The 24393-nt window shown below is 70.7% G+C and carries 29 protein-coding genes; 24 read left to right on the top strand and 5 right to left on the bottom strand.

Going from position 1 to position 24393, the window contains the following annotated elements:
- Positions 1-67 precede the first annotated feature (67 nt).
- From ACR3ZA_RS04105 to rimM, 5 genes are all read left to right on the top strand, one after another.
- Entirely contained in the window at positions 68-886 is an 819-nt protein-coding gene (locus ACR3ZA_RS04105) for an LLM class F420-dependent oxidoreductase (protein WP_473660436.1), read from the top strand.
- Positions 887-932: 46 nt separating this feature from the next.
- Entirely contained in the window at positions 933-1880 is a 948-nt protein-coding gene (locus ACR3ZA_RS04100) for an EamA family transporter (protein WP_473660434.1), read from the top strand.
- A 179-nt stretch (positions 1881-2059) separates the two neighbouring features.
- Positions 2060-2500: a 30S ribosomal protein S16 gene (gene rpsP / locus ACR3ZA_RS04095; RefSeq protein ID WP_473660432.1), complete on the top strand. Its 441-nt coding sequence runs from the start codon at positions 2060-2062 to the stop codon at positions 2498-2500.
- A 5-nt stretch (positions 2501-2505) separates the two neighbouring features.
- Positions 2506-2745 carry an RNA-binding protein gene (locus tag ACR3ZA_RS04090; protein WP_294179190.1) on the top strand — a complete coding sequence of 80 codons (240 nt, stop codon included), beginning with the start codon at positions 2506-2508 and terminating at the stop codon, positions 2743-2745.
- Positions 2742-3425, top strand: coding sequence for a ribosome maturation factor RimM (rimM, locus tag ACR3ZA_RS04085; RefSeq protein ID WP_473660430.1), 684 nt, complete (start codon positions 2742-2744; stop codon positions 3423-3425). Before ACR3ZA_RS04090 ends, rimM begins: the two co-directional genes overlap by 4 nt.
- 164 nt (positions 3426-3589) lie before the next feature.
- On the opposite strand, the gene ACR3ZA_RS04080 is transcribed toward rimM, so the two are convergent.
- Positions 3590-4474, bottom strand: a complete 885-nt coding sequence (locus tag ACR3ZA_RS04080) for a type IV toxin-antitoxin system AbiEi family antitoxin domain-containing protein (RefSeq protein WP_473660428.1) — start codon at positions 4472-4474, stop codon at positions 3590-3592.
- A gap of 280 nt (positions 4475-4754) precedes the next feature.
- Here ACR3ZA_RS04080 and trmD point away from each other — a divergent pair, with 280 nt between their 5' ends.
- Complete coding sequence (gene trmD, locus ACR3ZA_RS04075) at positions 4755-5459, top strand: tRNA (guanosine(37)-N1)-methyltransferase TrmD (protein WP_473660426.1); 705 nt, start codon at positions 4755-4757, stop codon at positions 5457-5459.
- On the opposite strand, the gene map is transcribed toward trmD, so the two are convergent.
- Positions 5456-6226: a type I methionyl aminopeptidase gene (gene map, locus ACR3ZA_RS04070; RefSeq protein WP_473660424.1), complete on the bottom strand. Its 771-nt coding sequence runs from the start codon at positions 6224-6226 to the stop codon at positions 5456-5458. The two genes, trmD and map, sit on opposite strands and share 4 nt — an antisense overlap.
- A gap of 207 nt (positions 6227-6433) precedes the next feature.
- Here map and rplS point away from each other — a divergent pair, with 207 nt between their 5' ends.
- The 10 genes from rplS (at position 6434) to ACR3ZA_RS04020 (ending at position 14352) form a co-directional block, all read left to right on the top strand.
- Positions 6434-6781: a 50S ribosomal protein L19 gene (rplS, locus tag ACR3ZA_RS04065; RefSeq protein WP_473550619.1), complete on the top strand. Its 348-nt coding sequence runs from the start codon at positions 6434-6436 to the stop codon at positions 6779-6781.
- Between the two features lie 255 nt (positions 6782-7036).
- Positions 7037-7783 carry a signal peptidase I gene (lepB, locus tag ACR3ZA_RS04060; RefSeq protein WP_473660422.1) on the top strand — a complete coding sequence of 249 codons (747 nt, stop codon included), beginning with the start codon at positions 7037-7039 and terminating at the stop codon, positions 7781-7783.
- Positions 7784-7792: 9 nt separating this feature from the next.
- The gene (locus ACR3ZA_RS04055; protein ID WP_473660420.1) at positions 7793-8485 is read left to right on the top strand and encodes a ribonuclease HII; all 693 of its coding nucleotides are present in this window, start codon (positions 7793-7795) and stop codon (positions 8483-8485) included.
- Positions 8486-8503: 18 nt separating this feature from the next.
- Complete coding sequence (locus tag ACR3ZA_RS04050; RefSeq protein WP_473550611.1) at positions 8504-8827, top strand: DUF2469 family protein; 324 nt, start codon at positions 8504-8506, stop codon at positions 8825-8827.
- Positions 8828-8833: 6 nt separating this feature from the next.
- On the top strand, positions 8834-8977 hold the full coding sequence (locus ACR3ZA_RS04045; RefSeq protein ID WP_473660418.1) for a hypothetical protein: 144 nt from the start codon (positions 8834-8836) through the stop codon (positions 8975-8977).
- A 173-nt stretch (positions 8978-9150) separates the two neighbouring features.
- A complete protein-coding gene (locus tag ACR3ZA_RS04040) occupies positions 9151-9516 on the top strand; it encodes a YraN family protein (RefSeq protein ID WP_473660416.1) in 366 nt (121 codons plus the stop codon).
- Complete coding sequence (locus tag ACR3ZA_RS04035; protein WP_473660414.1) at positions 9516-11051, top strand: YifB family Mg chelatase-like AAA ATPase; 1536 nt, start codon at positions 9516-9518, stop codon at positions 11049-11051. The genes ACR3ZA_RS04040 and ACR3ZA_RS04035 overlap by 1 nt, the downstream gene beginning before the upstream one ends.
- Positions 11048-12340: a DNA-processing protein DprA gene (dprA, locus tag ACR3ZA_RS04030; RefSeq protein WP_473660412.1), complete on the top strand. Its 1293-nt coding sequence runs from the start codon at positions 11048-11050 to the stop codon at positions 12338-12340. Before ACR3ZA_RS04035 ends, dprA begins: the two co-directional genes overlap by 4 nt.
- A 35-nt stretch (positions 12341-12375) precedes the next feature.
- Positions 12376-13344, top strand: coding sequence for a metallophosphoesterase (locus tag ACR3ZA_RS04025; RefSeq protein ID WP_473660410.1), 969 nt, complete (start codon positions 12376-12378; stop codon positions 13342-13344).
- 99 nt (positions 13345-13443) lie between these two features.
- Positions 13444-14352 (top strand): tyrosine-type recombinase/integrase, encoded by a 909-nt coding sequence (locus tag ACR3ZA_RS04020; protein ID WP_473660407.1) that lies wholly within the window; start codon positions 13444-13446, stop codon positions 14350-14352.
- Between the two features lie 21 nt (positions 14353-14373).
- On the opposite strand, the gene ACR3ZA_RS04015 is transcribed toward ACR3ZA_RS04020, so the two are convergent.
- Positions 14374-14859, bottom strand: coding sequence for a MarR family transcriptional regulator (locus ACR3ZA_RS04015; protein ID WP_473660405.1), 486 nt, complete (start codon positions 14857-14859; stop codon positions 14374-14376).
- Positions 14860-14919: 60 nt separating this feature from the next.
- Here ACR3ZA_RS04015 and ACR3ZA_RS04010 point away from each other — a divergent pair, with 60 nt between their 5' ends.
- Entirely contained in the window at positions 14920-17061 is a 2142-nt protein-coding gene (locus ACR3ZA_RS04010; protein ID WP_486179546.1) for an MMPL family transporter, read from the top strand.
- Here the strand turns inward: ACR3ZA_RS04010 and ACR3ZA_RS04005 are convergent.
- A complete protein-coding gene (locus ACR3ZA_RS04005) occupies positions 16994-17461 on the bottom strand; it encodes a peptidoglycan DD-metalloendopeptidase family protein (RefSeq protein ID WP_473660401.1) in 468 nt (155 codons plus the stop codon). The genes ACR3ZA_RS04010 and ACR3ZA_RS04005 overlap by 68 nt on opposite strands.
- Positions 17462-17788: 327 nt before the next feature.
- Between ACR3ZA_RS04005 and rpsB the strand changes: the two genes are divergently transcribed.
- Positions 17789-18745 (top strand): 30S ribosomal protein S2, encoded by a 957-nt coding sequence (gene rpsB / locus ACR3ZA_RS04000; RefSeq protein ID WP_473660399.1) that lies wholly within the window; start codon positions 17789-17791, stop codon positions 18743-18745.
- Between the two features lie 94 nt (positions 18746-18839).
- Positions 18840-19667: a translation elongation factor Ts gene (gene tsf / locus ACR3ZA_RS03995; RefSeq protein ID WP_473660397.1), complete on the top strand. Its 828-nt coding sequence runs from the start codon at positions 18840-18842 to the stop codon at positions 19665-19667.
- Positions 19668-19723: 56 nt separating this feature from the next.
- Here tsf and ACR3ZA_RS03990 read toward each other — a convergent pair whose 3' ends face one another.
- Entirely contained in the window at positions 19724-20635 is a 912-nt protein-coding gene (locus tag ACR3ZA_RS03990; RefSeq protein WP_473660394.1) for a CPBP family glutamic-type intramembrane protease, read from the bottom strand.
- A gap of 146 nt (positions 20636-20781) precedes the next feature.
- On the opposite strand from ACR3ZA_RS03990, the gene pyrH reads away from it, so the two are divergent.
- From pyrH to ACR3ZA_RS03965, 5 genes are all read left to right on the top strand, one after another.
- On the top strand, positions 20782-21510 hold the full coding sequence (pyrH, locus tag ACR3ZA_RS03985) for a UMP kinase (RefSeq protein WP_473660392.1): 729 nt from the start codon (positions 20782-20784) through the stop codon (positions 21508-21510).
- Positions 21507-21845: a hypothetical protein gene (locus ACR3ZA_RS03980; protein WP_473660389.1), complete on the top strand. Its 339-nt coding sequence runs from the start codon at positions 21507-21509 to the stop codon at positions 21843-21845. Before pyrH ends, ACR3ZA_RS03980 begins: the two co-directional genes overlap by 4 nt.
- Entirely contained in the window at positions 21838-22710 is an 873-nt protein-coding gene (locus ACR3ZA_RS03975; RefSeq protein ID WP_473660387.1) for a DUF3097 family protein, read from the top strand. Before ACR3ZA_RS03980 ends, ACR3ZA_RS03975 begins: the two co-directional genes overlap by 8 nt.
- A 66-nt stretch (positions 22711-22776) precedes the next feature.
- The gene (gene frr, locus ACR3ZA_RS03970; RefSeq protein WP_473550551.1) at positions 22777-23331 is read left to right on the top strand and encodes a ribosome recycling factor; all 555 of its coding nucleotides are present in this window, start codon (positions 22777-22779) and stop codon (positions 23329-23331) included.
- Entirely contained in the window at positions 23331-24374 is a 1044-nt protein-coding gene (locus ACR3ZA_RS03965; protein WP_473660384.1) for a phosphatidate cytidylyltransferase, read from the top strand. Before frr ends, ACR3ZA_RS03965 begins: the two co-directional genes overlap by 1 nt.
- Positions 24375-24393: the final 19 nt, after the last annotated feature.

Raw genomic sequence — 24393 nt, 5'->3', positions numbered from 1 at the left:
CCGCGATCCGAACGCCGTGAGGTGCCGCATTACCGAGAAAGTCTCAGGGACCGATTACGCTGGATCCGTGACGGCAGCAAGGACCGATCGAGTGCGTATCGGGGTGCAACTGGGGCTTCAGAACGCCAGCTTCGCGCAGGTGCGCGATGCCGTGCTGCGCTTCGAGGAGCTCGGTGTCGACTCGATCTTCGTCTCGGATCACTTCTTCCCGGTCGGGCCCGGCGGTGACGGCCGCCAGTTCGAGGCGTGGATGACCCTCGCCTCGATCGCGGAGCTCACCCATCGCGTCGAGTTCGGGCCGCTCGTCTCGTCCACGGCGTACCGGAACCCCGACCTCCAAGCCGACATGGCACGGACGATCGACCACATCAGCGCGCACGCCACCGGGATCGGGCGGTTCATCTTCGGCACCGGGTCCGGCGGCCAGGAGCGTGACTTCCGCGGCTACGGCTACCCCTTCGAAGGGCCCGCCGCCCGCGCCGAGCGACTCGCCACCGACGTCGCGCGCGTTCGAGCCCGCTGGGCCGCCCTCACCCCGCCGCCGACGCGGCCGATCCCGCTGCTCATCGGCGGGCACGGCGAGAGCACGACGCTGCGCACCGTCGCCGAGCACGCCGACATCTGGCACTCCTTCAGCGACCCCGACACCTTCGTGCGCCGACTCGGCGTCGTGCGCCACTGGTGTGCCGAGATCGGCCGCGATCCGCGGGAGATCCGCCTCGCCACCGGAACCAGTCTCGGCGGCGCCGGCATGCTCGACTCCGCCTCGCTGCGCGCCTACCATGCGCTCGGCGTGCGACTGTTCGTTCCGGCCCTCGACGGTCCCGAGTTCGACCCGGCGCCCGTGCGTCGGCTGCTGTCCTGGCGCGAAACGCTCGAGAGCTGACCGTTCTCATGCGGAGCCCGTCGCCCGCACCGCCTAGCCTGATCTCGTGAATCAGTCGCCCGGCCCGAGGTCCACCGGCAGTCCGGCCATCGTGGCCGCGATCGTCGTCACCCTGCTGGCCTGGGCGAGCGCCTTCGTCGTCATCCGCGATGTCGCGCCCGAGATCGGCGGCGGCGCGCTCGCGCTGGGTCGGCTGCTCGTCGGCGCGGTCGCCCTCGGGCTGCTCGTCGCGGTGCGCCGCACGTGGGTGCACCCCACCCGCCGCGAATGGCTGCTGCTGGCCCTGTACGGCATCGCCTGGTTCGGTGCCTACAACGTGGCCCTCAACCTCGCCGAGCACACGCTCGACGCCGGCACGACCGCGATGATCGTCAACATCGGGCCGATCCTGATCGCACTCGGGGCGGGAGTGCTGCTGGGGGAGGGCATTCCGCGGTGGCTCGTCATCGGCGCGCTCGTCGCCTTCTCGGGTGTCGTCGTCATCGGGCTCGCGTCCAGTCTCGCCGTGCCCGGTCGCGAGGTCGACGTTCCGGGGATGCTGTGGGCGCTGCTCGCCGCCGCCACCTATGCCGCCGGGGTGATCGCCCAGAAGCCGGTGTCGCGGCGGATCCCGGCGATCCAGACCACGTTCGTCGGCTGTGTCGTCGGCGCGCTGGCGACCCTGCCCTTCCTCGGACAGCTCGTGAGCGAGGCGAGCTCCGCGAGCGCAGCCGCGCTCGTCGGAGTCGTCTACCTCGGCGTGGTGCCCACGGCGCTCGCGTTCACGACCTGGGGCTACGCCCTGGCTCGGATGCCCGCCGGGCGTCTCGGCGTCTCCACCTACATCGTGCCCCCGCTCGTCATCCTGCTCGCCTGGATCGTGCTCGGCGAGGTTCCGGCGATCCTCGCCGTCGTCGGGGGAGCGATCTGCCTGTTCGGGGTGGCGCTCAGCCGTCGGCGGCCGCGTCAGCCCGCCGCGCCGCCGCCTGCCGCGGTGCCGCCCGCCGCCACCTGATCCTGCGCATCCGCCGACCTGTTCACAGTTGCCGCCGAAATCTGCCAGAATAGTTCTTTGGGTCCCCGCTGCCCGACCCTCTATCCGGTCGCGGACGATCCCCCTTCAGAACTTTCCTGCCGAGTGTGCCCCACGCGCACGGGAGCAGTTCGACCTTCATTCAACGTTTCAGGAGAATCGTGGCTGTCAAGATCCGCCTCAAGCGCCTCGGAAAGATCCGTGCGCCGTACTACCGAATCGTCGTTGCCGACTCGCGCACCAAGCGCGACGGTCGCGTCATCGAAGAGATCGGGAAGTACCACCCGACCGAGGAGCCCTCGTTCATCGAGATCGACTCCGAGCGCGCGCAGTACTGGCTGAGCGTCGGCGCGCAGCCGACCGAGCAGGTCGCGGCGCTGCTCAAGCTCTCGGGCGACTGGGGCATGTTCAAGGGCGAGAAGGGTGCCAAGAGCACCATCAAGACCAAGGAAGCGCCCGTCGCGTTCGTCGTCGACGAGAAGAAGAAGCCGGTTCTCAAGCCCAAGGCGGAGAAGAAGGCCGAAGCCAAGGCTGAGGCGGCCGCCGAGGAGGCTCCTGCGGAGGCTCCCGCCGAAGCTCCGGCCGACGCCGACCAGGCGTAGTCATCATGCTGGCATCCGCTCTGAAGCATCTCGTCACGGGGATCGTCGAGCATCCCGACGATGTTCAGGTGGATTCCTCGAGCTCTGCTCGTGGGGAGGTCCTCGAGGTGCGCGTGCACCCCGAGGACCTCGGCCGCGTGATCGGCCGCGCCGGTCGCACGGCCAAGGCACTGCGCACGCTCGTCAACGCCCTCGCCGATGGCCGACGCGTTCGCGTTGACGTCGTCGACACCGACGAGGCGTGAGCCCCACAGCTCCCCGACCCGGTGGAGGGTCCGGTCCGCGCGCCGGCGTCACGCAGCTCCGAGTCGGGCGGCTGACGAAAGCGCACGGGCTCAAGGGCGCGCTCAAGATCGAGCTGTACACCGACGACCCGGATCGCCGGTTCGCGCCGGGATCGAGCTTCTCGCTGCAGGTTCCGTCGTCGTCGCCGTGGCACGGCAAGACTCTTGAGCTCATCGAGCTGCGCTGGTACAACGCGCAGCCGGTCGGCTTCTTCGTCGGCGTCAACGACCGCACTGCCGCCGAGACGCTCGTGAAGGCCATCCTCTGGGTCGACCAGGAGACCGCGGAGCTTCCCGAAGAGAAGGACGCCTGGTACGACCACCAGCTCGTCGGACTCAAGGCCTTCCGCGACGGGGTCGAGATCGGCCGCGTCGTGCGCGTCGACCACTTCCCGGCGCAGGACCTGCTCGCCATCCGCACCGACGAGCGCGAGGTGCTCGTGCCCTTCGTGGCGGCGATCGTTCCCGAGGTCGACGTCGCCGCCGGCCGCGTCACCGTGACGCCGCCCGCGGGACTCTTCGAAGACCTGCCCGAGGAGCCCGAACCGGCCGCGTCTCCCGCGTCTTCCGATTCGACCGACTCCGCTGTCGAGACCGACGCCGCCCAGACAGCCGACGCCGAGACTGACGCCGCCGAATAGCTCCGCCTCCCCTTTCGCAAAGTCGGAGATTCGGCCATCTCGTCCACGACGCGTGGACGACTGCGGCTGGGTTCCGATCTTGCGCGGAAGCGCGCCCCCGAGCGCGCACCGGCACCGACGCAGCGCGGCCCGTCGGCACACCCGCGGCGGGCGTTGGCGAGCGGTCACCGAGTTCGCGATCGCCGGTAGGCGCGCGGTGCGTGCCCGTCGTCTGCGTCACGGGCGCGCCACAGGTGCTCGCGCCGACGCACCAAGCCGAGCAGCAGCGCTTCGCACGCTGTCCACTGGTCCATCACCTGGCGGTAGCTCAGCCGGATGACGACGTAGCCCCGGGCGATCAGGGCGAGATCTCGTGCGCGATCCTGTTCGAACCGCTCGCCGCCGTGCCACTGCTCACCGTCGAGCTCAAGCACGAGTCGGTCGCCGATCAGCAGGTCGACGATGCCGATCCCATCGATCCGGACCTGCGTTCGCACGCCGACTCGTCGACGTTGTAGTGCCAGGCGCGCCAGGGATTCGAGTCCGGATTGGCTTGAACCGTCGACATGCCGAGCAGCCCGGCGTCCGGTCCCGGTCGTGGACAGCGCCCGCAGCACCTCCGTCTGCGTGGCCAGGCCGAGGTTCAGGATGGAGTCGGCGGCGACGACGATCTCGGCGAGGCTCCCGCATCGGCAGAGCTGCGCGAGCGCGTCGGGGGTCGAGTCGAGGGGCGCTCCGCCCTGAAGCGGAGTCCCGTGCCAGTGGAGGCGCGTGCCCGCGACGCGGCGGCCTCGCGCCCCCGGCCACAGTGCGACATGCGCGGTGGACGGGCGAAGCACCCATACGCCGCGCAGTGCCAGCGCGCTCGCGCAGGTGAGTCGCCCGCCGCACTGGGCCGCGCGCACCACGTCCGGCGGAGCGAAACGCGTCGCATACCACCCGCGGGCGATCCGTCGGATGGTCCCATCGGCGAGTGCGCGGGCGATCTCCGCTCGTGAGATGCCGGCGTCGCGCAGTGTGCGGGTCGACGCGACGCCCGAGCCATGTTCCATCACCTGCAGGATTCGCATCGGCCGAGTGTGGCGCTCGGACCGTGTTGAGGCACGGTCGTCGCCGCGCTCAGGGGAGAACTTCGCGCCGACGTCGGAGTGAAGGGCCCGAAAGTCGGATGCGCGGCGCTCTCATCCACGAGCCGTGGACGAAGCGGCCGAATCTCCGAGTTTCGGAAGCAGGGGCGGAAGGAGAAGGCCGCCGCAGCGCCGTCCGCCGCCGCGGAGCAGCGCAGATCGGCGCCGACGCCGCGGAACGACGCCGAGTAGCGTCGCCCGCCGAGGTGGCTAGGCTCAACGGGTGCGCATCGACATCGTCACGATCTTCCCGGAGTTCTTCTCCGTGCTCGACGTCTCCCTGCTCGGCAAGGCGCGCGCGACAGGCCTGATCGACGTCCGCGTGCACGACCTGCGCGACTTCACGCACGATCGTCACCGCACTGTCGATGACACGCCCGCCGGCGGCGGCGCCGGCATGGTCATGAAGCCGGAGCCGTGGGGCGAGGCGCTCGATGCGGTGCTCACCGACGCCTCCGATGCGGTGCTCATCTTCCCGAGCCCGGCCGGCTCGCTGTTCACCCAGGCCGCCGCGCGCGAGCTGAGCGACACCGCGCACCTGGTGTTCTGCTGCGGCCGCTACGAGGGCATCGATCAGCGGGTGATCGAGCACGCCCGCACCCGTCCGGAGGTCGCGGAGGTGCGGGAGGTCAGCCTCGGCGACTACGTGCTGAACGGCGGCGAGGTCGCCGTGATGGCGATGGTCGAGGCGATCGGCCGTCTCGTGCCGGGCATGGTGGGAAACCCCGAGAGCCTTGTCGAGGAGAGCCACGAGGACGGCCTGCTCGAGTACCCCAGCTACACCAAGCCCGCCGTCTGGCGGGGCCTGGAGACGCCGCCGATCCTGCTCAGCGGCAACCACGCCGCGATCGCCGCCTGGCGTCGCGAGCAGCAGGTGGAGCGCACCCGGCGTGTGCGGCCGGAGCTGCTGCCGCCGACGGAGTCCTAGCTCGAGCGCTGCGTCAGGATGACGGGGCCGTCGTCGGTGATCGCCACCGTGTGCTCCGCGTGCGCGCCGCGGGAGCCGTCGCGCGAGCGCAGCGTCCAGCCGTCCGCATCCGTGTAGATCTTGTTGGTGGTGTGCAGGAACCACGGCTCGATCGCGAACACCAGGCCGGCGCGCAGCGGCAGACCGCGTCCGCGGCGCCCGTCGTTCGGGATGTGCGGGTCGCCGTGCATGATGCGACCGACGCCATGCCCGCCGAAGTCGAGGTTGATCTTCAGCCGGTTCGCCTTGGCGACCTCGCCGATCGCGCCGGAGATGTCGCCCACTTTGTTGCCGACGACCGCGGCCGCGATTCCGGCCTCGAGCGCCTTCTCCGTGATCTCGATCAGGCGCAGATCCTCCTCGCGGGGCGTGCCGACGGCGATCGTCAGGGCAGAGTCGGAGACCCAGCCGTTGAGGCCCGCCGCGAAGTCGAGCGTGAGCAGGTCGCCGTCCTGCAGTGCGTAGTCGTGGGGGAGGCCGTGCAGCACGCCGTCGTTGACCGAGGTGCAGATGACCTTGCCGAACGGCGAGCCGCCGAACGACGGGTGATAGTCGATGTAGCAGGATTCGGCGCCCGCGGAGCGGATCATGTCGTGCGCGAGCGCGTCGAGCTCGAGCAGGTTGACGCCGACGGCGGCCGCGTCGCGCGTGGCCTCCAGAACGCTCGCCACGAACGCGCCGGCGGCGCGCATCTCATCGATTTCGGCCGGGGTGCGCAATTCAATCACCGGATGAGCCTAGCCACTTCGGCCGTCGCCAGCGCGGCTCGGCGCCAGCCGGTTTTCCGAGAGGTCCCGAATGTGGCAGAATAAGCGTTTGTGCCCGGCGCGACTCTGCCATAGGGGAGTCGCGGTTCTGCCGAACAGCACAACATTTCTTCTTCATCACCGATACCCCGCGTCCCGACCTGTGGCGAACGCAGAGAGCGAACTGACATGCACATTCTCGACTCCGTCGACGCAGCCAACCTGCGCAGCGACATCCCCGACTTCCGTCCGGGCGACACCGTCAAGGTGCACGTCAACATCGTCGAAGGTTCGCGCTCGCGTATCCAGGTCTTCCAGGGCGTCGTCATCGGCCGCTCCAACGAGGGCATCCGCGAGACCTTCACGGTCCGCAAGATCAGCTTCCAGGTGGGCGTCGAGCGCACCTTCCCGGTGCACTCCCCGGTGATCGATCACATCGAGATCGTCACCCGCGGTGACGTGCGTCGCGCGAAGCTCTACTACCTCCGCAACCTGCGCGGCAAGAAGGCGAAGATCAAGGAGAAGCGCGAGAACTGAGTTCTCGAGCTGTCCCGCTCGAATCCCGGCCCGGTCCTCCGGCGCCGGGATTCGTCGTTTCACGGTCGGTGAACCGTGAGTGCGACTCGACACACGTGGTGAGTGCTACCGCCGTGTGAGCGCAGTTGCAACCTATGCTTGCTTCGAGCCAACCGAGGTGCAATGTATTCAGAACGACCGCGATCCGAGCGATCCCTTCCGCTGGCGCCTCCCTCCGAGGCCCCAGAGTCCGAACGACCGCGTCGCGGCTCCGGAGTGCTGCGCTTCCTGCGCGACGTCTTCATCATCCTTGTCGCCGCGGTCGTCATCTCGTTCCTCATCAAGACGTTCCTGATCCGCTCGTTCTACATCCCGTCGGAGTCGATGGAGTCGACGCTGCTGGTCAACGATCGCATCATCGTCAACGAGCTGGTGCCCGAACTGGTGCCGATCTCGCGCGGTGACATCGTCGTGTTCCAGGATCCGGGCGGGTGGCTCGTCCCGCAGCCGACGGTGGAGCAGGAGCCGCTCGCGGCCGCCTTCGACTGGGTGCTGTCGTTCGTCGGTCTGACGGCGCCGGACAGCAACGATCACCTCATCAAGCGCGTCATCGGCCTGCCGGGCGACGTCGTGACCTGCTGCGACGAGTACGGCCGCCTCTCGATCAACGGGGTCCCGATCGACGAGCCCTACGTGAAGCTGCCGGACGGGGTGACCAAGGTCTCCCGCGACGACTTCACCGTCACGGTGCCGGAGGACTCGCTGTGGGTGATGGGCGACAACCGCTATGAGTCGGCCGATTCGCGCTACAACCGAGACAAGCCGGGCAACGGCTTCGTCCCGTTCGATCACGTCGTGGGGCGCGCCGTCCTGATCTCGTGGCCGGTCGATCGCTGGACGTGGCTCGACAACCACGAGTTCGCGTTCGCCGGTGTCGACGACGCGGTCTCGACGCCGTCCGGCGACGACGAGACGGACGAGAGCGGGACCCCGAGCCCGCAGGCCACGACGGGCGGCGAGTGATCCGCCGCGATGGCTGTCGCTGAGCCGACCCTGGAACGGGAGCGCGCCCTGTTCGCCGACGGGGCTTCGCTCGTCATCGGCTGCGACGAGGTGGGCCGCGGCGCGATCGCCGGTCCCGTCGCCGTGGGGGTGTCGGCGGCCTCGCTCGACGAGCTCGATGCGGCCCCGGTGCCGGCGGGGCTTCGCGACTCCAAGCTGCTGAGCGAGAAGCGGCGCGACGCGCTCGAGCCGCTCGCCCGCGCCTGGCTGCCCCGTTCGGCGGTGGGACTGGCGACCCCCGCCGAGGTGGAGGCGCGCGGGATCATCGCGGCGCTCGGCCTCGCGGCCAGTCGCGCTCTCGGTGAGCTGCACGCATCCGGTGTCGACTTCCAGGGCGCCGTCGTGCTGCTTGACGGCTCGCACGACTGGCTGACGGCCGCCCTGCCGCGGCGCAGCGTGCTGCCGCGGGTCATCACGCAGGTCAAGGCCGACCGGGACTGCGCGGTCGTGGCGGCCGCCTCGGTGCTCGCGAAGGTGCACCGCGATCGCCTGATGATCGCGGCCCACGAGGAGGCTCCCGAGTTCGGCTGGGCGAGCAACAAGGGCTACGCGAGCGCCGCGCACTATGCGGCCGTGGAGGCGCGCGGTCCGCATCCCCTGCACCGTCGCTCGTGGCTACGCGAACCCACGCTGGATGTCGCGGTCGAGTCGCCGGGCGCATGACGAACTAGACTCGCAGCCGTGGATGACGACGAGTTTGAGGACTACGACCGTGAGGTCGAGTTGGCCCTCTACCGCGAGTACCGCGACGTGGTGGGACAGTTCAAGTACGTGGTCGAGACGGAGCGCCGCTTCTACCTCGCGAACGAGGTGTCGCTCGAGCGCAAGGACACCGAGCATGACTTCTATTTCGAGCTGACGATGAACGACGTCTGGGTGTGGGATGTCTACCGCGCCGACCGCTTCGTGAAGAGCGTGCGCGTGCTCACCTTCAAAGACGTCAACGTCGAGGTGCGCGGCGACAAGGATCTGGAGCTCCCCAAGGAGCTCGCGCTCGACGAGTAGGCATTCGTGGATCTCTACCTCCCGATCGTGCTGACGGTCACCCTGGTGATGGTCGGCCTCGTGATCGGCGTCACCTGGGCGCTGACGCGCGCCGCGCAGCGGCGGCGGCGCGAGCTCGAGGAGTCCGGAGACCTCGGCTCGCCCGAGTAGCCGCGTAGCCGCGTAGCCGAGAAGCCGAGTAGCCGAGTAGCCGCGCGGCGGGCGCTCGGAGCGGTCTCGCGCCGCCGTGCGGACGACTCCTCCGCAGACCTCGTTTCGACGCCAAGTGCGCCGATCCTGTTCCGGCTCGTTCGCGCCCGGGTGCGCGCGCGCATCCTCGGGGCATGGCAGCCAAAGACGAACTCGGGCGGCGCGGTGAGCGCATCGCGGAGCACCACCTCACCGAGCGCGGGCTGGTCGTGCTCGATCGCAACTGGCGCTGCCCGAGCGGCGAGATCGACCTGGTGCTGCGCGACGGCGACGAGACGGTGTTCGTCGAGGTGAAGACGCGCGCGGGGCTCGGCTACGGGCATCCGCTGGAGGCGATCACCATGGTCAAGCTCGCGAGGCTCCGCCGGCTCGCGGGGGAGTGGTGCGAGCACCGGCGCGCCGCCGGCCTGCCGGTGGGCCGGATCCGCATCGACGCGGTCGGGGTGATCGCGCCGGTCGACGCGCCCGCGCGCATCGACCACCTCGAGGGGGTGTTCTGATGCCGGTCGGGCGCGCCCACGCGATCGCGCTGCTCGGCATCGACGGCGCCGTGGTGGAGATCGAGGCCGACATCTCGCAGCAGCTTCCCGGCTTCGTGCTCATCGGGCTCCCCGATGCGGCGCTCGGGGAGGCGCGCGATCGCGTGCGGGCGGCGGCCCAGAACTCGGGGATCCCACTGCCGTCGCGCAAGCTCACCATCAACCTCTCGCCCGCGGCGCTGCCCAAACACGGCTCCGGCTTCGACCTCGCGATCGCCATGGCTGCCTTTGCGGCCGACGGCGCCGTCTCGGCCGACTCGGTCGCGGGAGTGGTGCACGTCGGCGAGCTCGGGCTCGACGGGCGGCTCCGCCCGCTGCCGGGAGTGCTGCCTGCGGTGCTGGCGGCCCGGCGGGCGGGGTTCGCCACTGTGCTGGTGCCGGCGGGCAACGCGGCGGAGGCGGCGCTGGTCCCCGGAATCCGGGTCGTGTCGATCGCGAGCCTCCGCGACGCGGCGATCTGGCACGGCGCCGAGCTGGAGCCCGTCGAGGTCGAGCCGCTCGCCCTCGCGCCGATCGCGCACGAGGCAACCGAGGAGCGGGCCGGAGACCTCTCTGACATCCTGGGCAACCGTGACGCGGTCGAGGCGCTGCAGGTCGCCGCCGCGGGCGGGCACCACATGTTCCTGCTGGGGCCGCCCGGTGCGGGCAAGACGATGCTCGCGGCGCGACTGCCGGGCATTCTTCCCGATCTGGAACCGGCGGAGGCGCTCGAGGTCTCCTGCATCCGTTCGCTCGCGGGGCTGCCCGTGGCCGGGGAGCTGCCCGTGCGTCCGCCGCTGGAGGCCCCGCACCACACCGCGAGTGCGGCGGCGATCGTCGGCGGCGGCAGCACGCTGATCCGGCCGGGTGCCGCGGCGCGGGCGGCGCACGGAGTGCTGTTCCTCGACGAGGCCCCGGAGTTCGCCCCCGGTGCGCTGGATGCGCTGCGGCAGCCGCTGGAGTCGGGAGTCATCCGTATCGCGCGCGCCAACGCGACCGCGCAGTTCCCGGCCCGGTTTCAGCTCCTGCTGGCGGCCAACCCCTGCCCGTGCGGCAACGCGGGCGCCCGCGACCTGGTCTGCACCTGCACGGCGATGGCCCGGCGACGCTATCTCGGCCGGCTCAGCGGACCGCTGCTGGATCGGGTCGACATCCAGCTGCGTGTTCCTCGGATGACGGCCGCCCAGCTGCGCCTGTCGGGATCTCAGACGACCGACTCGGCGCACGCCCACGCTCGCGTCGCGACGGCGCGCGAGCGGTCCCGGAGCCGACTGCGCGGCACCCCGTGGCGGCTCAATGCGCACGTGCCCGGAGCCTGGCTTCGCACCGACGCGGGCCGTCCGTCGCCCGGCGCCACCGGGGTGCTCGATCGCGCGCTCGAACGCGGGGCGATCACGATGCGCGGCTTCGACCGCATCGTGCGCGTCGCGTGGACCATCGCCGACCTCGACGGCGTCGACCGACCCGGCTCCGATCAGGTGGGTCGGGCACTTCTGCTTCGAAAGGCGGCGGCATGAGCATCGCAGGTGTGGACGACGAGGTGGCAGGCCCGCTCGTGCGCGCGGTGAGCGCGCCGGGAACCGCAGCCGCGCCCGACGAGACGGCGGAGCGGTTCGCTCGGGCCGCGTGGAGCCACCTCGCCGAACCCGGGGATGCGCTGAGTGGGCTGCTGGTGCAGACCTTCGGCGCACCGGGTGCCCTCGAACGGCTCGTGCGGCTCGGTGACGACGAGAAACGCGCCGCGCGCGAGCTCTCCGCGGAGCTGACGGAGGCGGTGGGGGACTCACCCGGCGTCAAGCTGCTGCGCGAGGCGGTGCTGCGCTGGAGACCGCGCCGATCCTCCCACCAGGTCATCCGCGCCCTCAGCCAGGCGCAGCGCTTCGGCGTGCAGCTGGTGGTGCCGAGCGATCCGGAGTGGCCCGCGCTGCTCGACGATCTGGGAGCGCACGCGCCGCACGCGCTGTGGCTGCGCGGTCGGCGCGAGGCGCTGCACGCGCTCGAGAACTCGATCGCGATCGTCGGCGCGCGCGCCGCCACCGGCTACGGCGAGCACGTGGCGGTCGAGCTGGCCAGCGGCTTGGCCGAGCGCGGCTTCGCGATCGTCTCGGGTGCCGCCTACGGCATCGACGGCATCGCGCATCGCTCCGCGCTAGCGAGCTCCGGCGACACCATCGCGGTGCTCGCGGGCGGGCTCGACCGGTTCTACCCGAGCGGCCACGAGGCGCTGCTGACGCGCGTCGTCGAGCGAGGCGCCGCGATCGCCGAGGTGCCGTGCGGCACGGCCCCCACCCGCTGGCGCTTCCTGCAGCGCAACAGGTTGATCGCCGCGGCGACCTGCGCGACGGTCGTCGTGGAGGCGGGTTGGCGCTCCGGCTCGCTCAACACCGCCCACCACGCCCTCGCACTCGGTCGTCCGGTCGGCGTCGTCCCCGGGCCGGTCACCAGTTCGGCGTCGGCGGGCTGTCACCGGCTGCTGCGGGAGGCGCCGGTGGTGTGCGTGACGAATCCGGGCGAGGCGGCCGAGCTCGCGACGGGAGAGAGCACCGCCGCGGCGAGCGGCAGCGTGCCGAGTGCTCCGGACTCGGCGGCATCTTCCGACGTGAGCGGCCTCGAGTCGCGGGTGCTCGACGCCCTCAGCGAGCGGAGCCCGCGCACGATCGACAACGTCGCCGCGGCCGCCGGGCTCGCCGTCGACCAGGTGCGTGCAACGCTCGGCCTGCTCGACCTCGACGGGCGGGTGCGTGAGCGCCCCACCGGATGGCTCAAGGCCGCGGCGGACCGCCGGGAGGTCGCCCGTGCCGACTAGAGTTCCCCCGAGTGCACGCGACGGTGGGAGGCAACATGGTGGGATCCGAGGCGCCGGGGTTCGTTCAGCTGGGTCACTATCCGGCTCCGCGGCACACGCTCGTGCACATCAGCGACACGCACTTCCTCGCCGGCCACGCGCCCCTGTACGGGGCCGTCGACACCGACCTCGCGCTGGGCCGGGCCTTCGAGCAGCTGGAGCGCTCCGGGGTGCGCCCCTCGGGCATCGTCATCACGGGTGACCTCGCCGACCTCGCCGAGCCGGATGCCTACCGGCGGCTCCGCGCCCTCATCGAACCGGCCGCGACGCGGCTCGGGGCCGAGATCATCTGGGTGATGGGCAACCACGACGAGCGCGGACCGTTCGCCGCCGAACTGCTCGACGAGGCCAACGGCGGCGAACCGCTGGACCGCGTCCACCAGCTCGGCGGGCTCCGCGTCGTCGTGCTCGACTCGACCGTGCCCGGATTCCACCACGGCGACATCACCGACGAGCAGCTCGACTGGCTGCGTCGGGTGCTCGCCACCCCCGCACCGGATGGCACCATCCTCGCCCTGCACCACCCGCCGCTGCCGAGCCCCGTGGAGCTGATGGCGATCCTCGAACTCGACAACCAGCCGCAGCTCGCCGATGTGCTGCGCGGCAGCGACGTGCGCGCGATCCTCGCGGGCCACCTGCACCACTCGACGCACGGCACGTTCGCGGGCATCCCGGTCTCGGTGGCTGCCGCCACCTGCTACACGATCGACGTGAGCGCGCCGCGCGGCACCCTGCGCGGGATCGACGCGGCGCAGTCGGTCAACGTCGTCAACGTCTACGACTCCGGCGTCGTGCACTCGATCGTGCCCATTACCGAGGCGCCGCAGGTCGCCGGCTTCTCCGACGCTGTGCTGGAGCGGCTGGCGGCGATGACCCCGGAGGAGCGCCGCGCCGCGTTCTCGGACAAGTCCTCCACCTTCAACGTCGCCGACGCGGACGCCTCGGGCGGGGCCAGCTCGAGCTGAACGCTGCGGCGTGTGCCACGATCGGCGCGGCGGCGTCGGCGTCGCCCGATGCGGCGTGGCCGCACGGCAACGCGGCTCCCGCGCGCGACCATGGAACCCATGCAGGTGTCCGCTGCGATCGACCGCTTTGCCCGCTCCCTTGAGACCGAGCGGGGTCTGTCGGCGCACACGGTGCGCGGCTATCGCACCGACCTGACGGAGCTGGCGGAGGTCGCGGCCGAGCGCGCGGTCACCGAGGTCGCGGGTCTCGATCTTGAGCTGCTGCGCGAATGGCTCTGGCTCTCGGCGCAGCGCGGCCTCGCGAGCGCGACCCTGGCGCGCCGCACCGCTGCGGTGCGCGCCTTCACCGCCTGGCTCGTCGACCACGGTCAGCTGGCAGCCGACCCGGCGGCACGGCTGCGCGCCCCGCGACCGGACCAGCATCTGCCCCGCGTTCTGACCCGTGCGCAGATGGACGACCTCTTCTCGGGGCTCGCCGCCCGGGCCGCAACGGGCGACGCCGTCGCCATCCGCGACCTGGCGATCGTCGAGCTGCTCTACGCCTCCGCCATCCGGGTGAGCGAGCTCGCCGCGCTCCGTCCCGAATCGCTTGATCCCGCCCGTCGCACCGTGCGGGTGCTCGGCAAGGGCGGCAAGGAGCGCGTCGTGCCGTATGGGGGGCCCGCGGCGCGCGCCCTCGACGCCTATCAGACGCGTTCGCGGCCGGAGCTCGTGCGCGATCGCGTCGACTCCGGCTCGCTGTTCGTCGGGGTGCGCGGCGGCGCGATCGACACCCGGTCGGTGTACCAGGTGATCGCCCGGCTGCTCGTCGACCTGCCCGGCTCCGGTCCGTCCGGTCCGCACACGCTGCGGCACACCGCGGCGACGCATCTGCTCGATGGGGGAGCCGATCTGCGCGCCGTGCAGGAGCTGCTCGGGCACTCCAGCCTGTCGACGACGCAGATCTACACGCACGTGTCGACCGAGCGGCTGCGCGAGAGCTACCGGCTCGCGCACCCGCGCGCCTGAGGCGGCGACGCCGGGCCGTCGCTACTCGAGCTGCGCGCGATACACCTCGAGCACGCGCGAAAGGTAGCGCGTGACGATCTCCTGATCCTCGGGGGTGAACTCGTCGAGCACCCGATCGATCCCCATGATCATCGGCATGATCGCGGCCATCGCGCGATCCACCGAGGCCGGCTTCGGCACGACGACCACGCCGCGCCGGTCGGTCGGATGCGGTTCGCGCGTCGCGTGGCCGACCGCGACGAGGCGGTCGACGACGGTCGTCACCGCGGCGGTCGACATGCCGAGTCGCCGCGCCAGCTCGGTGGGGGAGAGGTTCCCGTGCATGACGAGGTGCTCCATCGCCTGCATGTCGGTGTGGTTCACCTCGAGCTGCTTGCCGACGTGCGCCTCGAAGTCGGCGCTCACCTCGAGCAGCTCTCGCACGTGCATCGTCGCGTCGCGCACGCCGACGCGGGGCACGCCGTCGCGCGGCGCGGCATCGCGGGCGCGGGGTCGAGTGCTTGGCATGAGGTGAGTTTATCGCTATGTTGTTCGAAGTCCTAGTATTTAGAAAATCGAATGAGAGCCATGCACGCCGTCACGCGCTTCATCACCTCCCGTCGCACCTCCTGGATCGTTCTCGTCGTCGCCGGCCTGCTCGCGGGCGGACTGTTCGCGATGGGGAGCGGATCCGAGGGCGAACTCTCGCCGGGGGTCGGCCTTCCCGACTCCGCGGAGTCGGCCCGGGCGGCGGCGCTGCAGGACACGCTCGCCGGCTCAGACTCGACGAGCGCGCTGCTCGTGTTCTCGCGCGAAGGCGCGGAACTCGACCAGGCCGATATCGCCGCGGTCGTCGAGCGCAGCGTCGAGCTCGCCGACCTCTCGAGCGGCGGCTTCGTGCCGCCGCCGACCGTGGCCGATGACGGCTCGGCGGCGCTGCTGGTGGTTCCGCTCGACGTGCTGGAGGATGCCGGCGAGCAGGCCGAGCGCGCCGACGAGCTCCGGGAGATCGCGAACACCGACCTCCCGGCCGGTCTTGAGGGTCTGCTGACCGGCCCGGAGGGCTTCGCCGTCGACATCGCCGCGGTCTTCGAGGGCGCCGACTTCACACTCCTGTTGACGACCGTGATCGTCGTGGCGGTGCTCCTGCTCGTGACCTACCGCAGCCCGTGGCTCTGGCTCGTGCCGCTCGTCGTCGTCGGCACCGCCGATGGGCTCGCGAGCGTTGTGGCCACCCGTGTCTCCGCGGTCTTCGGGATCGCCCTCGATGCCTCGGTGACCGGGATCCTGTCGGTGCTCGTCTTCGGTGCCGGCACCAACTACGCCCTGCTGCTGATCGCGCGCTACCGCGACGAGCTGCGGGTATTCGAGGATCGCCGTGAGGCGATGGCGCGCGCTCTGCGCGGAGCGGGCCCCGCGATCATCGCGAGCGGCGGCACCGTGGTGCTGAGCCTTCTGACGCTGGTCTTCGCGGAGCTCGCGGGCAACCGCGCCCTCGGCATCGCCTGCGCCACCGGTGTGGTGATCGCGATGATCTTCGCCACCGTCGTGCTTCCGGCGGCGCTCGTCCAGTTCGGGCGCGGGCTGTTCTGGCCCTACATCCCACGCGTCGGCAGCGAGGGCAGCATGAACCGCGGTCTCTGGCACGGACTCGGCGTGCGGGTCGCCCGCAAGCCGGCGGTCGTCGCGACTATCGGCGTCCTGCTGCTCGGCGGGCTCGCCCTGGGTGGGACCCAGCTGCGCGTCGGTCTCGCTCAGACCGAGCAGTTCACGGCCGTCCCGGAGGCGGTCGTCGGCCAGGAGATCATCGCGGAGGCGTTCTCCGCCGGCAGCGGATCGCCGGTGGTCGTGATCGCCGAGGCGGACGCCGCCGAGCAGGTCGCGGAGCTCGCCGAGGGCACCGACGGCGTCGAGTCCGTCGCGATCGGCGAGAGCGACGGCACCATCACGCAGCTCAGTGTCGTGCTTGACGCCGCCGCCGAGACGCCGGAGTCGTTCGCGACGGTCGAAGCGCTGCGCGCCGCCTTCGCCGAGCTGGTCGGCACCGGGATCGACGGCGACGCCATCGACGACGCGGTGGCGCTCGTCGGCGGACTGGATGCGCAGGCCCTCGATGTCAGTGACGCGCAGGAGCGCGACCAGGCGCTCGTGATCCCCTTGATCCTGGGCCTCGTCTTCCTCGTGCTCGTGATCCTGCTGCGCGCCCTCGTCGCCCCGGTGCTGCTGCTGGCGACCGTCGTGGCGTCGTTCTTCGCGAGCCTCGGCGCCAGCTGGCTGCTGTTCGACAGCCTGTTCGGCTTCCCCGCGGTGGACACCAACGTGGTGCTGTTCAGCTTCCTGTTCCTGGTGGCGCTCGGCGTGGACTACAACATCTTCCTGGTGACGAGAGCGCGGGAGGAGGCGTTCGAGCACGGGACGCGCCAGGGCATGATCCGCGCGCTCGCCGCGACCGGCGGCGTGATCACGAGCGCCGGAATCCTGCTCGCCGCCGTGTTCGCTGTGCTCGGCGTGCTCCCTCTCATCACGCTCACGCAGATCGGCATCATCGTCTGCATCGGCGTGCTGCTCGACACCCTGCTCGTGCGCACCGTGATCGTGCCGGCGCTGGCCTTCCTCACCGGCGAGCGATTCTGGTGGCCGGGTCGCGCCGTCTCGGCCGAACTCAAGGTGGTGCCCTCGTCGGCAACAACACGGATCGGGGGAGACCCCCGAGGAACAGCAGCGGGTTGACGTAGTCGCCGCCGATGCGCGCTCCCAGGTGCAGACAGGGGAGCGCGCAATGGCCGGCCTCGAGGTGGCCGACCAGCTGCCCGCGCCGCACCGAGTCGCCGGCGGCCACGACCGCGACGACCGGTTCGAAACTCGAGATGACGCCATCCGCATGTCGGATCGACAGCACCGGCCGGTCGACGACGACGCCGGCGAAGTGCACGACGCCGTCGGCGGGGGAGCGGATCTCGGCCCCCTCGTCGGCGCGCAGGTCGACCCCGCGGTGGCCCGCCCCGTAGGGCGTGGCGGGAGCCAGGTAGGGGCGCGCGAGCACGATCGGATCCGCGACCGGCCAAGCCCACACCGCAAGGGTCAGCAGGGCCGCCGCGGCGCGGGACGCGCGGGCCGGAACGGGGATCATCGCTCGAGTCTCGCGAGCCGTGACGCGGCGCGCGGCGCACGCCCGAGGTCGGGGGAGAGCGGCTCCGCGGCGCGCCCTGGGGAGGCGGAGTTCGCAGTGCTACACTCATCCCAGCATCTCGCCTCGGCGAGGTGACTTCGCGTGCCCATCCGCGCTCAGCCGAACTCGGCGAAGCGCTGGCCGCCGCATCCATCAGTCCTCACCCCGGTTCTCCGGTGCGAGGTGGATGTCTGGCCAGGGCACCAGGGCTCGCCCCAACCGGGTGCGACACACAACTGAGAACCGCAGGCCGCGGCATGCCGCGCCTGCCAGAAAAGGAGCACGGCCATGGCCGTCGTCACGATTCGCCAGCTGCTCGACAGCGGCGTTCATTTTGGACACCAGACCCGTCGGTGGAACCCGAAGGTCAAGCGCTTCATCCTGACCGAGCGCAGCGGCATTCACATCATCGACCTGCAGCAGTCGCTGGCCTACATCGACAAGGCCTACGAGTTCGTCAAGGAGACGGTCGCCCACGGCGGCACCGTGCTCTTCGTCGGAACCAAGAAGCAGGCCCAGGAGGCCATCGCCGAGCAGGCGCAGCGCGTGGGTCAGCCCTACGTCAACCAGCGCTGGCTCGGGGGACTCCTCACCAACTTCCAGACGGTGTCGAAGCGTCTCGCGCGCATGAAGGAGCTCGAGGAGCTCGACTTCGAGGACACCACCAAGGGGTTCACCAAGAAGGAACTCCTCATCAAGAAGCGCGAGCTCGACAAGCTGCACAAGTCGCTCGGCGGTATCCGCAACCTCACCAAGACCCCGAGCGCCATGTGGGTCGTCGACCCCAAGCGCGAGCACCTCGCGATCGACGAGGCGCGCAAGCTCGGCATCCCGGTCATCGGCATCCTCGACACGAACGCCGACCCGGACGAGCTCGCCTACCCGATTCCGGGCAACGACGACGCGATCCGCTCGGTCAGCCTGCTGACCCGCATCATCGCGGACGCCGCGGCCGAGGGCCTCATCCAGAAGCACCAGAAGCCCGAGGCCGAGGGCAACGTCTCCGCCGTCGAGCCGCTCGCCGAGTGGGAGCGCGAGCTCCTCGAGGCTGGCAAGGCCGAGGAAGCCAAGGCTGAGGAGCCCAAGGCTGAGGAGCCCAAGGCCGAGGAAGCCAAGGCTGAAGAGCCCAAGGCCGAGGAGCCCAAGGCCGAGGAGCCCGCCAAGAAGGCGCCCGCCAAGAAGGCGCCCGCCAAGAAGGCCGCCGCGAAGACCGAGGCCGAGCCGGCCGAGGCCGCCGCCGAGTAATTCCGTGAGCCGGGCGGGGATCACACCCCGCCCGGCCATCCCGGCATCTTCTGCCGTTCATCTGTTTCACACTCAAGCCAGTTAGGAAGCATCCATGGCCAACTTCAGCCTGGAAGACGTCAAGGCCCTGCGCGAGCGCCTGGGCACCGGAATGGTCGACACCAAGAACGCTCTCGTCGAGGCCGATGGCGACATCGAGAAGGCCGTCGAGATCCTGCGCCTCAAGGGAGCCAAGGGCAACGCGAAGCGTGCCGACCGCTCCACGAGCGAAGGCCTCATCGCGGTCGTCGAGTCGGCCACGGCCGTCACGATGATCGAGCTCGCCTGCGAGACCGACTTCGTCGCCAAGAACGAGAAGTTCGTCGCGCTCGCCGAGAAGGTCGTCGCCGCGCTCGCCGACTCCGGCGCCGAGACGGTGGATGCCGCGCTCGCGGTGGCCGTCGACGGCGGCACGGTGGGCTCGCTCATCGAGGACCAGGCCGCGACCATCGGCGAGAAGGTCGAGCTCCGCCAGGTCTCGCGCATCGCCGGCGAGAAGTTCGCCGTCTACCTGCACCGCACCAGCAAGGACCTGCCGCCGCAGATCGGCGTCGTCGTCGCCTACACGGGTGACGACGCCGAGACCGCGCGCAGCGTGGCCCAGCACATCTCGTTCGCCGCGCCGGTGTACCTGTCGCGCGAGGACGTGCCCGAGGCCGAGGTCGCCAACGAGCGCCGCATCGTCGAGCAGATCAGCCGCGAGGAGGGCAAGCCGGAGGCCGCCCTTCCGAAGATCGTCGAGGGTCGCCTCGGCGCCTTCTTCAAGCAGGTCTCGCTGCTCGAGCAGGACTACGCGCGCGACAACAAGCTGTCGATCAGCAAGGTGCTCGCCGACGCCGGCCTGACCGTGACGGGCTTCGCTCGTTTCAAGGTCGGCGCCTAGTCACCGCGAATCGCCACGGCGCCCCGCAGATCTTCGGATCCGCGGGGCGTCGTGCGTTAAGCGCTCGCGGGGGCGGTGCTCGTGGCCGGGCGGAACTGGCCCGTCGCGATGAGCACGATCACCAGCACTGCGGGGACGATCCATCCCGACCAGCCGAGGATGGTGGCCTGGGTGGTGTCGACGATGTCGCCCGCGGCGCCGAGCAGCAGCGAGAGTCCCGCGGCGGCGTTGAAGGCCCCGTGGGCGAGGGCGGCGGGCCAGACCGAGCCGGAGCGGATGCGCAGCCAGCCGAACACGCCGCCCACCACGATGCACATGCCGCACATGCTGAGCACGCCCAGCCACCCGGGTGCGGTCGGGTAGTTGTACCCGAGCAGGATGAGCGGGGCGTGCCAGAGCCCCCAGATCACGCCCGAGATGAGGATCGCGGGAACGGGGCCGAGCGGCATCAGCCGGGGCAGCAGCCAGCCCCGCCAGCCGAGCTCTTCGCCGAGCGCGGGGATCGTGTTCAGCAGCGCGGCGGGAACGATCGACACCGCCTGCAGGAGGATCAGCAGCTCGATCGGCATCGGCAGAGGACCGGCCTCGGCAATGAGCGGCTCCAGGTAGGCGCGGAAGCCCGAGAACCCGACGAGGTCGGCGCGGTACAGGCCGAGGGCCGCGCTGGTGAGCAGCGCGGCGACGATCATGCCGAACGCGAGGATCATGGCGAGCACCAGGAAACCGGCGAACCGACGACCGGGGCCGGGCGCGCGGAGCCCGAGCGCGGTGCGCCAATCGGGTTCGCGGTCGACGACCCGCACCACGATCACCGCGGCGGCGGCGGGCGTGATCATCATGACGATGGCGTAGGCCGTGAACCAGGGATTGGCGAGCCCGCCGGTGAACCAGAGCGGGAGCGCGACGAGCCACGCGCCGCCGAGCGCGAGCAGCGTGAAGATGACGATCGAGCGGACGGGTGGGCGCATGGGACTTCCTCACTGTGCCGAGGTTTGTTCTAGTGAAACTATAACTAATCTCGCGTGCGAGGGCGAGCCTCGTGTCGACGTGCGCCGGGATGGCGCTCGGCGCAGGTATTCTGAAATGGCATCCCCCACACTCTTGAGGAAATCCCATGTCGAGTCGCCGCCGTGTCCTGCTCAAGCTCTCCGGTGAAGCGTTCGGCGGTGGACAACTCGGGGTCAACCCCGACATCGTGAGCGCGATCGCCCGCGAGATCGCCGTCGCGGCGCCGAAGCACGAAGACGATCCCGACGGCGTCGAGGTCGCGGTCGTCGTCGGCGGCGGCAACTTCTTCCGCGGAGCCGAGCTCAGCCAGCGCGGCATGGATCGCGGCCGCGCCGACTACATGGGAATGCTCGGCACCGTCATGAACGCGCTGGCGCTGCAGGACTTCCTCGAACAAGCGGGTGCGCAGGTTCGGGTGCAGTCCGCCATCGCCATGACCCAGGTCGCGGAGCCGTACATCCCGCTGCGCGCCGAGCGTCACCTCGAGAAGGGCCGCATCGTGATCTTCGGCGCCGGCGCCGGGCTGCCCTACTTCTCGACCGACACGGTGAGCGCTCAGCGCGCCCTGGAGATCGGCGCCGACGCCGTTCTGGTGGCCAAGAACGGCGTCGACGGCGTCTACACCGCCGACCCCCGCACGAATCCCGATGCCGTGCGCCTGGACGAGCTGAGCTATCAAGAGGCGCTCGTGCAGGGCCTCAAGGTCGTCGACTCCACGGCGTTCAGTCTCTGCATGGACAACGGCATGCCGATGCGCGTCTTCGGCATGGAGCCGGCCGGCAACGTCACGCGGGTGCTGCAGGGCGAGCGCATCGGCACGCTCGTCCGACCGTGACGGGCCCGCGCGCGCGCAGCGTCTGGGACGTCGCGCTGTCGATCCTGCTGCTCATCCTGACCGCTCTCATCGGACTGTTCGGCGCTGTGCTGGCCACCGTCACGTTCGCCACGCTCGACACGTGCGTCGGCGGATGCTCCCTCGACGGCGCCACGAGCGCGCTGTTCCTCGCCGGAGCCGCCGCGGTGATCGTCGTCGTGGCCGGGGTGATCGGAACCGTCGTCAGCCTGGTGCGCCGCCGCCGCGCCTGGTGGGTGGCGCTGCTCACCCTCGTCGGCGTCATCCTGGTCTGGGTGGCCGGGTTCCTGCTCTACGGCGTCGCGATCAGTGGCTGATATCGACCCGTACGGCGCGGACGTGCTCGCAGGGGACTGGCGCTCCCGCGGGAAGGTCAGCGTTCCCCGTGTGGCCGTCGAGCGCGGCCTCGTCGTCGAGCTCGCCCCCGAGATCGACCCCGGCGGATGGGTCGGCGCGATCGTCGGCGTCGAGAAGGGCCAGGTCGCACTCGAGGACCGCGCCGGCCGGGTGCGCTGGTTTCCGCTCGGCGGCGGGTACCTGATCGACGGTGCCCCCGTCGTGCTCGATCCGCCGGTGGCCGCCCCACGCGCCGCCGCGCGCACGGCCTCGGGCGCGCGCGCGGTCGAGCCCGCGAACCCGAACGCGGCGCGTCGCGCGCGCGTCGCCCGCGCCAGCCGCATCCTCGTCGAGGGGCGTCACGACGCCGAACTGGTCGAGAAGGTCTGGGGCAGCGATCTGCGCGCCGAAGGCATCGTCGTCGAATACCTCGGCGGCATCGACGATCTGGGCGCCGTCATCGCCGAGCGTCAGCCCGGACCCGGCGCACGGCTCGGCGTGCTCGTCGACCACCTCGTCCCCGGATCCAAGGAGAGCCGCATCGCGCAGGCGATCCGGCACCCGCACGTGCTCATCGTGGGGCATCCCTTCGTCGATGTCTGGCAGTCGGTTCGGCCCGAGCGACTCGGCCTGACGCGTTGGCCCGAGATCCCGAGGGATGTCGAATGGAAGCATGGCATCTGTCAGGCGCTCGGCTGGCCGCACGCCGACCAGGCCGACATCGCGGCCGCCTGGCAGCGCATCCTGAGCTCGGTGCGCACCTATGCCGACCTCGAGCCGAGCCTGCTCGGTCGGGTCGAAGAGCTGATCGACTTCGTGACCTTGCCCGACGTGGCAGCGTCGTAGGCCGCGCGCCGCGCGCCGGACTAAGCTGGACGAAGGCCGAAACGGTCGTCGTTGAAGGAGTGTGCCGTGATTAGTGACGTTCTCGCCGAGGCCAAGGAGAAGATGCACTCGGCTGTGGATTACGCGAAGAATGACTTCGCGACCGTGCGGACGGGGCGTGCGAACCCCGCGCTGTTCGAGAAGATCATGGTCGAGTACTACGGGACGCCGACCCCGCTGCAGCAGCTCGCCAGCCTGCAGAACCCCGAGGCGCGCACGCTCCTGATCACCCCGTACGACAAGACGGCGCTCAAGGAGATCGAGAAGGCGATCGTCAACTTCCCGAACCTGGGCGCGAACCCGTCGAACGACGGCGAGATCATTCGCGTGACGATGCCGGAGCTCACCGAGGAGCGCCGCAAGGAGTACGTCAAGATCGTCCGCACGAAGGGTGAAGACGCGAAGATCGCCATCCGCAACGTGCGCCGCAAGGCGAAGGACGACCTGGATGCGCTCAACGGCGAGGTCAGCGAGGACGACATCGCGCGTGGCGAGAAGGAGCTCGACGCGCTGACGAAGGCGAACGTCGACGCGGTCGACGAGGCGCTGAAGCGCAAGGAAGCCGAGCTTCTCGAGGTCTGATGACGTCGCACTCCGATGACGAGCCGTCGGCGGAGCCCGGCTCCGCCGAGCCGAACGCCGCGCGCCGTCACGCCTCCCCGTTGAGCGAGTTCGAGGAACGCGCGCACGCCGCACGTCTCGACCTGGAGGAGCGCGCCACCGCGGCCCGCGCCGACATCGAAGAGCAGCTGCATCACGCGCGCGCCCAGTTCGACGCCACGAACGAGAAGATCCAGGCGCGCACGGGGCGCAACCTGCTCGCTGCCATCGGCATCGGCATCCTGCTCGGCGGCGCCTTCCTGGCCAGCCTGATCGTGCTCAAGTGGGTGTTCATCCTCTTCGGCGCGGCACTGATCGCGTTCACCACGCTCGAGCTCACGCAGGCGCTGCGCCAGGCCGGTCGCACGATCCCGCGCATCGTCTCGGCGATCGTCGGCGTGGCGATCGCACCGCTCGCCTTCTTCTTCGGCATCGAGGCGCTGTGGATCTCGCTCGTCGGTGCGATCGCGGTCGTCACGCTGTGGCGCGTCGCGGAGCTCGCCCTGCCCTCGCACCGCGCCCCCGCCCGCGCGGTGCTGCTGGACATCGGCGCGGGAGCGCTCGTGCAGATCTACGTCTCGCTCATGGCCGGGTTCTACCTGGTCGTGACCGGGAGCGAGGGCGGCGAGTGGTGGACGCTCGCGGCGATCATCATCGTCGTCTCCACCGACATCGGCGCCTACGCCGCGGGACTCAGCTTCGGCAAGCACAAGCTGGCGCCCACGATCAGCCCCGGCAAGACCTGGGAGGGCTTCGCGGGCGCCGTCGCCGCGGCGCTGCTGGCCGGCGGTCTGCTCGGGGTGCTGATGCTCGGCCAGCCGTGGTGGGTGGGGCTCGCCCTCGGCGCGGTGCTGGTGATCGTCGCCACCATGGGGGATCTGACCGAGTCGATGATCAAGCGCGACCTCGGCGTGAAGGACATCTCGAGCTGGCTCCCTGGCCACGGCGGGTTCCTCGACCGGCTGGACTCGGTGCTGCCGTCGGCCATCGTGATGTACGCCTTCTTCCTGGTCTTCGCGGGCTGATGCGGCGCGGGACGGAAGC

The organism is Herbiconiux sp. J20-20, assembly GCF_057365085.1.
Note: the sequence above shows the minus strand (reverse complement) of the source record. Positions and strands in the feature narration are given on the sequence as shown.

Excerpts from the sequence above, each read along its gene's own strand:
- ACR3ZA_RS04080 (WP_473660428.1), bottom strand. The coding sequence starts at position 4,474 with ATGCGAATCCTGCAGGTGATGGAACATGGCTCGGGCGTCGCGTCGACC.
- ACR3ZA_RS04055 (WP_473660420.1), top strand. The coding sequence starts at position 7,793 with ATGGCTGTCGCTGAGCCGACCCTGGAACGGGAGCGCGCCCTGTTCGCC.
- ACR3ZA_RS04015 (WP_473660405.1), bottom strand. The coding sequence starts at position 14,859 with ATGCCAAGCACTCGACCCCGCGCCCGCGATGCCGCGCCGCGCGACGGC.
- dprA (WP_473660412.1), top strand. The coding sequence starts at position 11,048 with ATGAGCATCGCAGGTGTGGACGACGAGGTGGCAGGCCCGCTCGTGCGC.
- ACR3ZA_RS04035 (WP_473660414.1), top strand. The coding sequence starts at position 9,516 with ATGCCGGTCGGGCGCGCCCACGCGATCGCGCTGCTCGGCATCGACGGC.
- rplS (WP_473550619.1), top strand. The coding sequence starts at position 6,434 with ATGCACATTCTCGACTCCGTCGACGCAGCCAACCTGCGCAGCGACATC.
- ACR3ZA_RS04090 (WP_294179190.1), top strand. The coding sequence starts at position 2,506 with ATGCTGGCATCCGCTCTGAAGCATCTCGTCACGGGGATCGTCGAGCAT.
- ACR3ZA_RS04010 (WP_486179546.1), top strand. The coding sequence starts at position 14,920 with ATGCACGCCGTCACGCGCTTCATCACCTCCCGTCGCACCTCCTGGATC.
- tsf (WP_473660397.1), top strand. The coding sequence starts at position 18,840 with ATGGCCAACTTCAGCCTGGAAGACGTCAAGGCCCTGCGCGAGCGCCTG.
- ACR3ZA_RS03965 (WP_473660384.1), top strand. The coding sequence starts at position 23,331 with ATGACGTCGCACTCCGATGACGAGCCGTCGGCGGAGCCCGGCTCCGCC.
- ACR3ZA_RS04005 (WP_473660401.1), bottom strand. The coding sequence starts at position 17,461 with ATGATCCCCGTTCCGGCCCGCGCGTCCCGCGCCGCGGCGGCCCTGCTG.
- ACR3ZA_RS03990 (WP_473660394.1), bottom strand. The coding sequence starts at position 20,635 with ATGCGCCCACCCGTCCGCTCGATCGTCATCTTCACGCTGCTCGCGCTC.
- rpsB (WP_473660399.1), top strand. The coding sequence starts at position 17,789 with ATGGCCGTCGTCACGATTCGCCAGCTGCTCGACAGCGGCGTTCATTTT.
- ACR3ZA_RS04025 (WP_473660410.1), top strand. The coding sequence starts at position 12,376 with ATGGTGGGATCCGAGGCGCCGGGGTTCGTTCAGCTGGGTCACTATCCG.
- pyrH (WP_473660392.1), top strand. The coding sequence starts at position 20,782 with ATGTCGAGTCGCCGCCGTGTCCTGCTCAAGCTCTCCGGTGAAGCGTTC.
- ACR3ZA_RS04020 (WP_473660407.1), top strand. The coding sequence starts at position 13,444 with ATGCAGGTGTCCGCTGCGATCGACCGCTTTGCCCGCTCCCTTGAGACC.
- ACR3ZA_RS04040 (WP_473660416.1), top strand. The coding sequence starts at position 9,151 with ATGGCAGCCAAAGACGAACTCGGGCGGCGCGGTGAGCGCATCGCGGAG.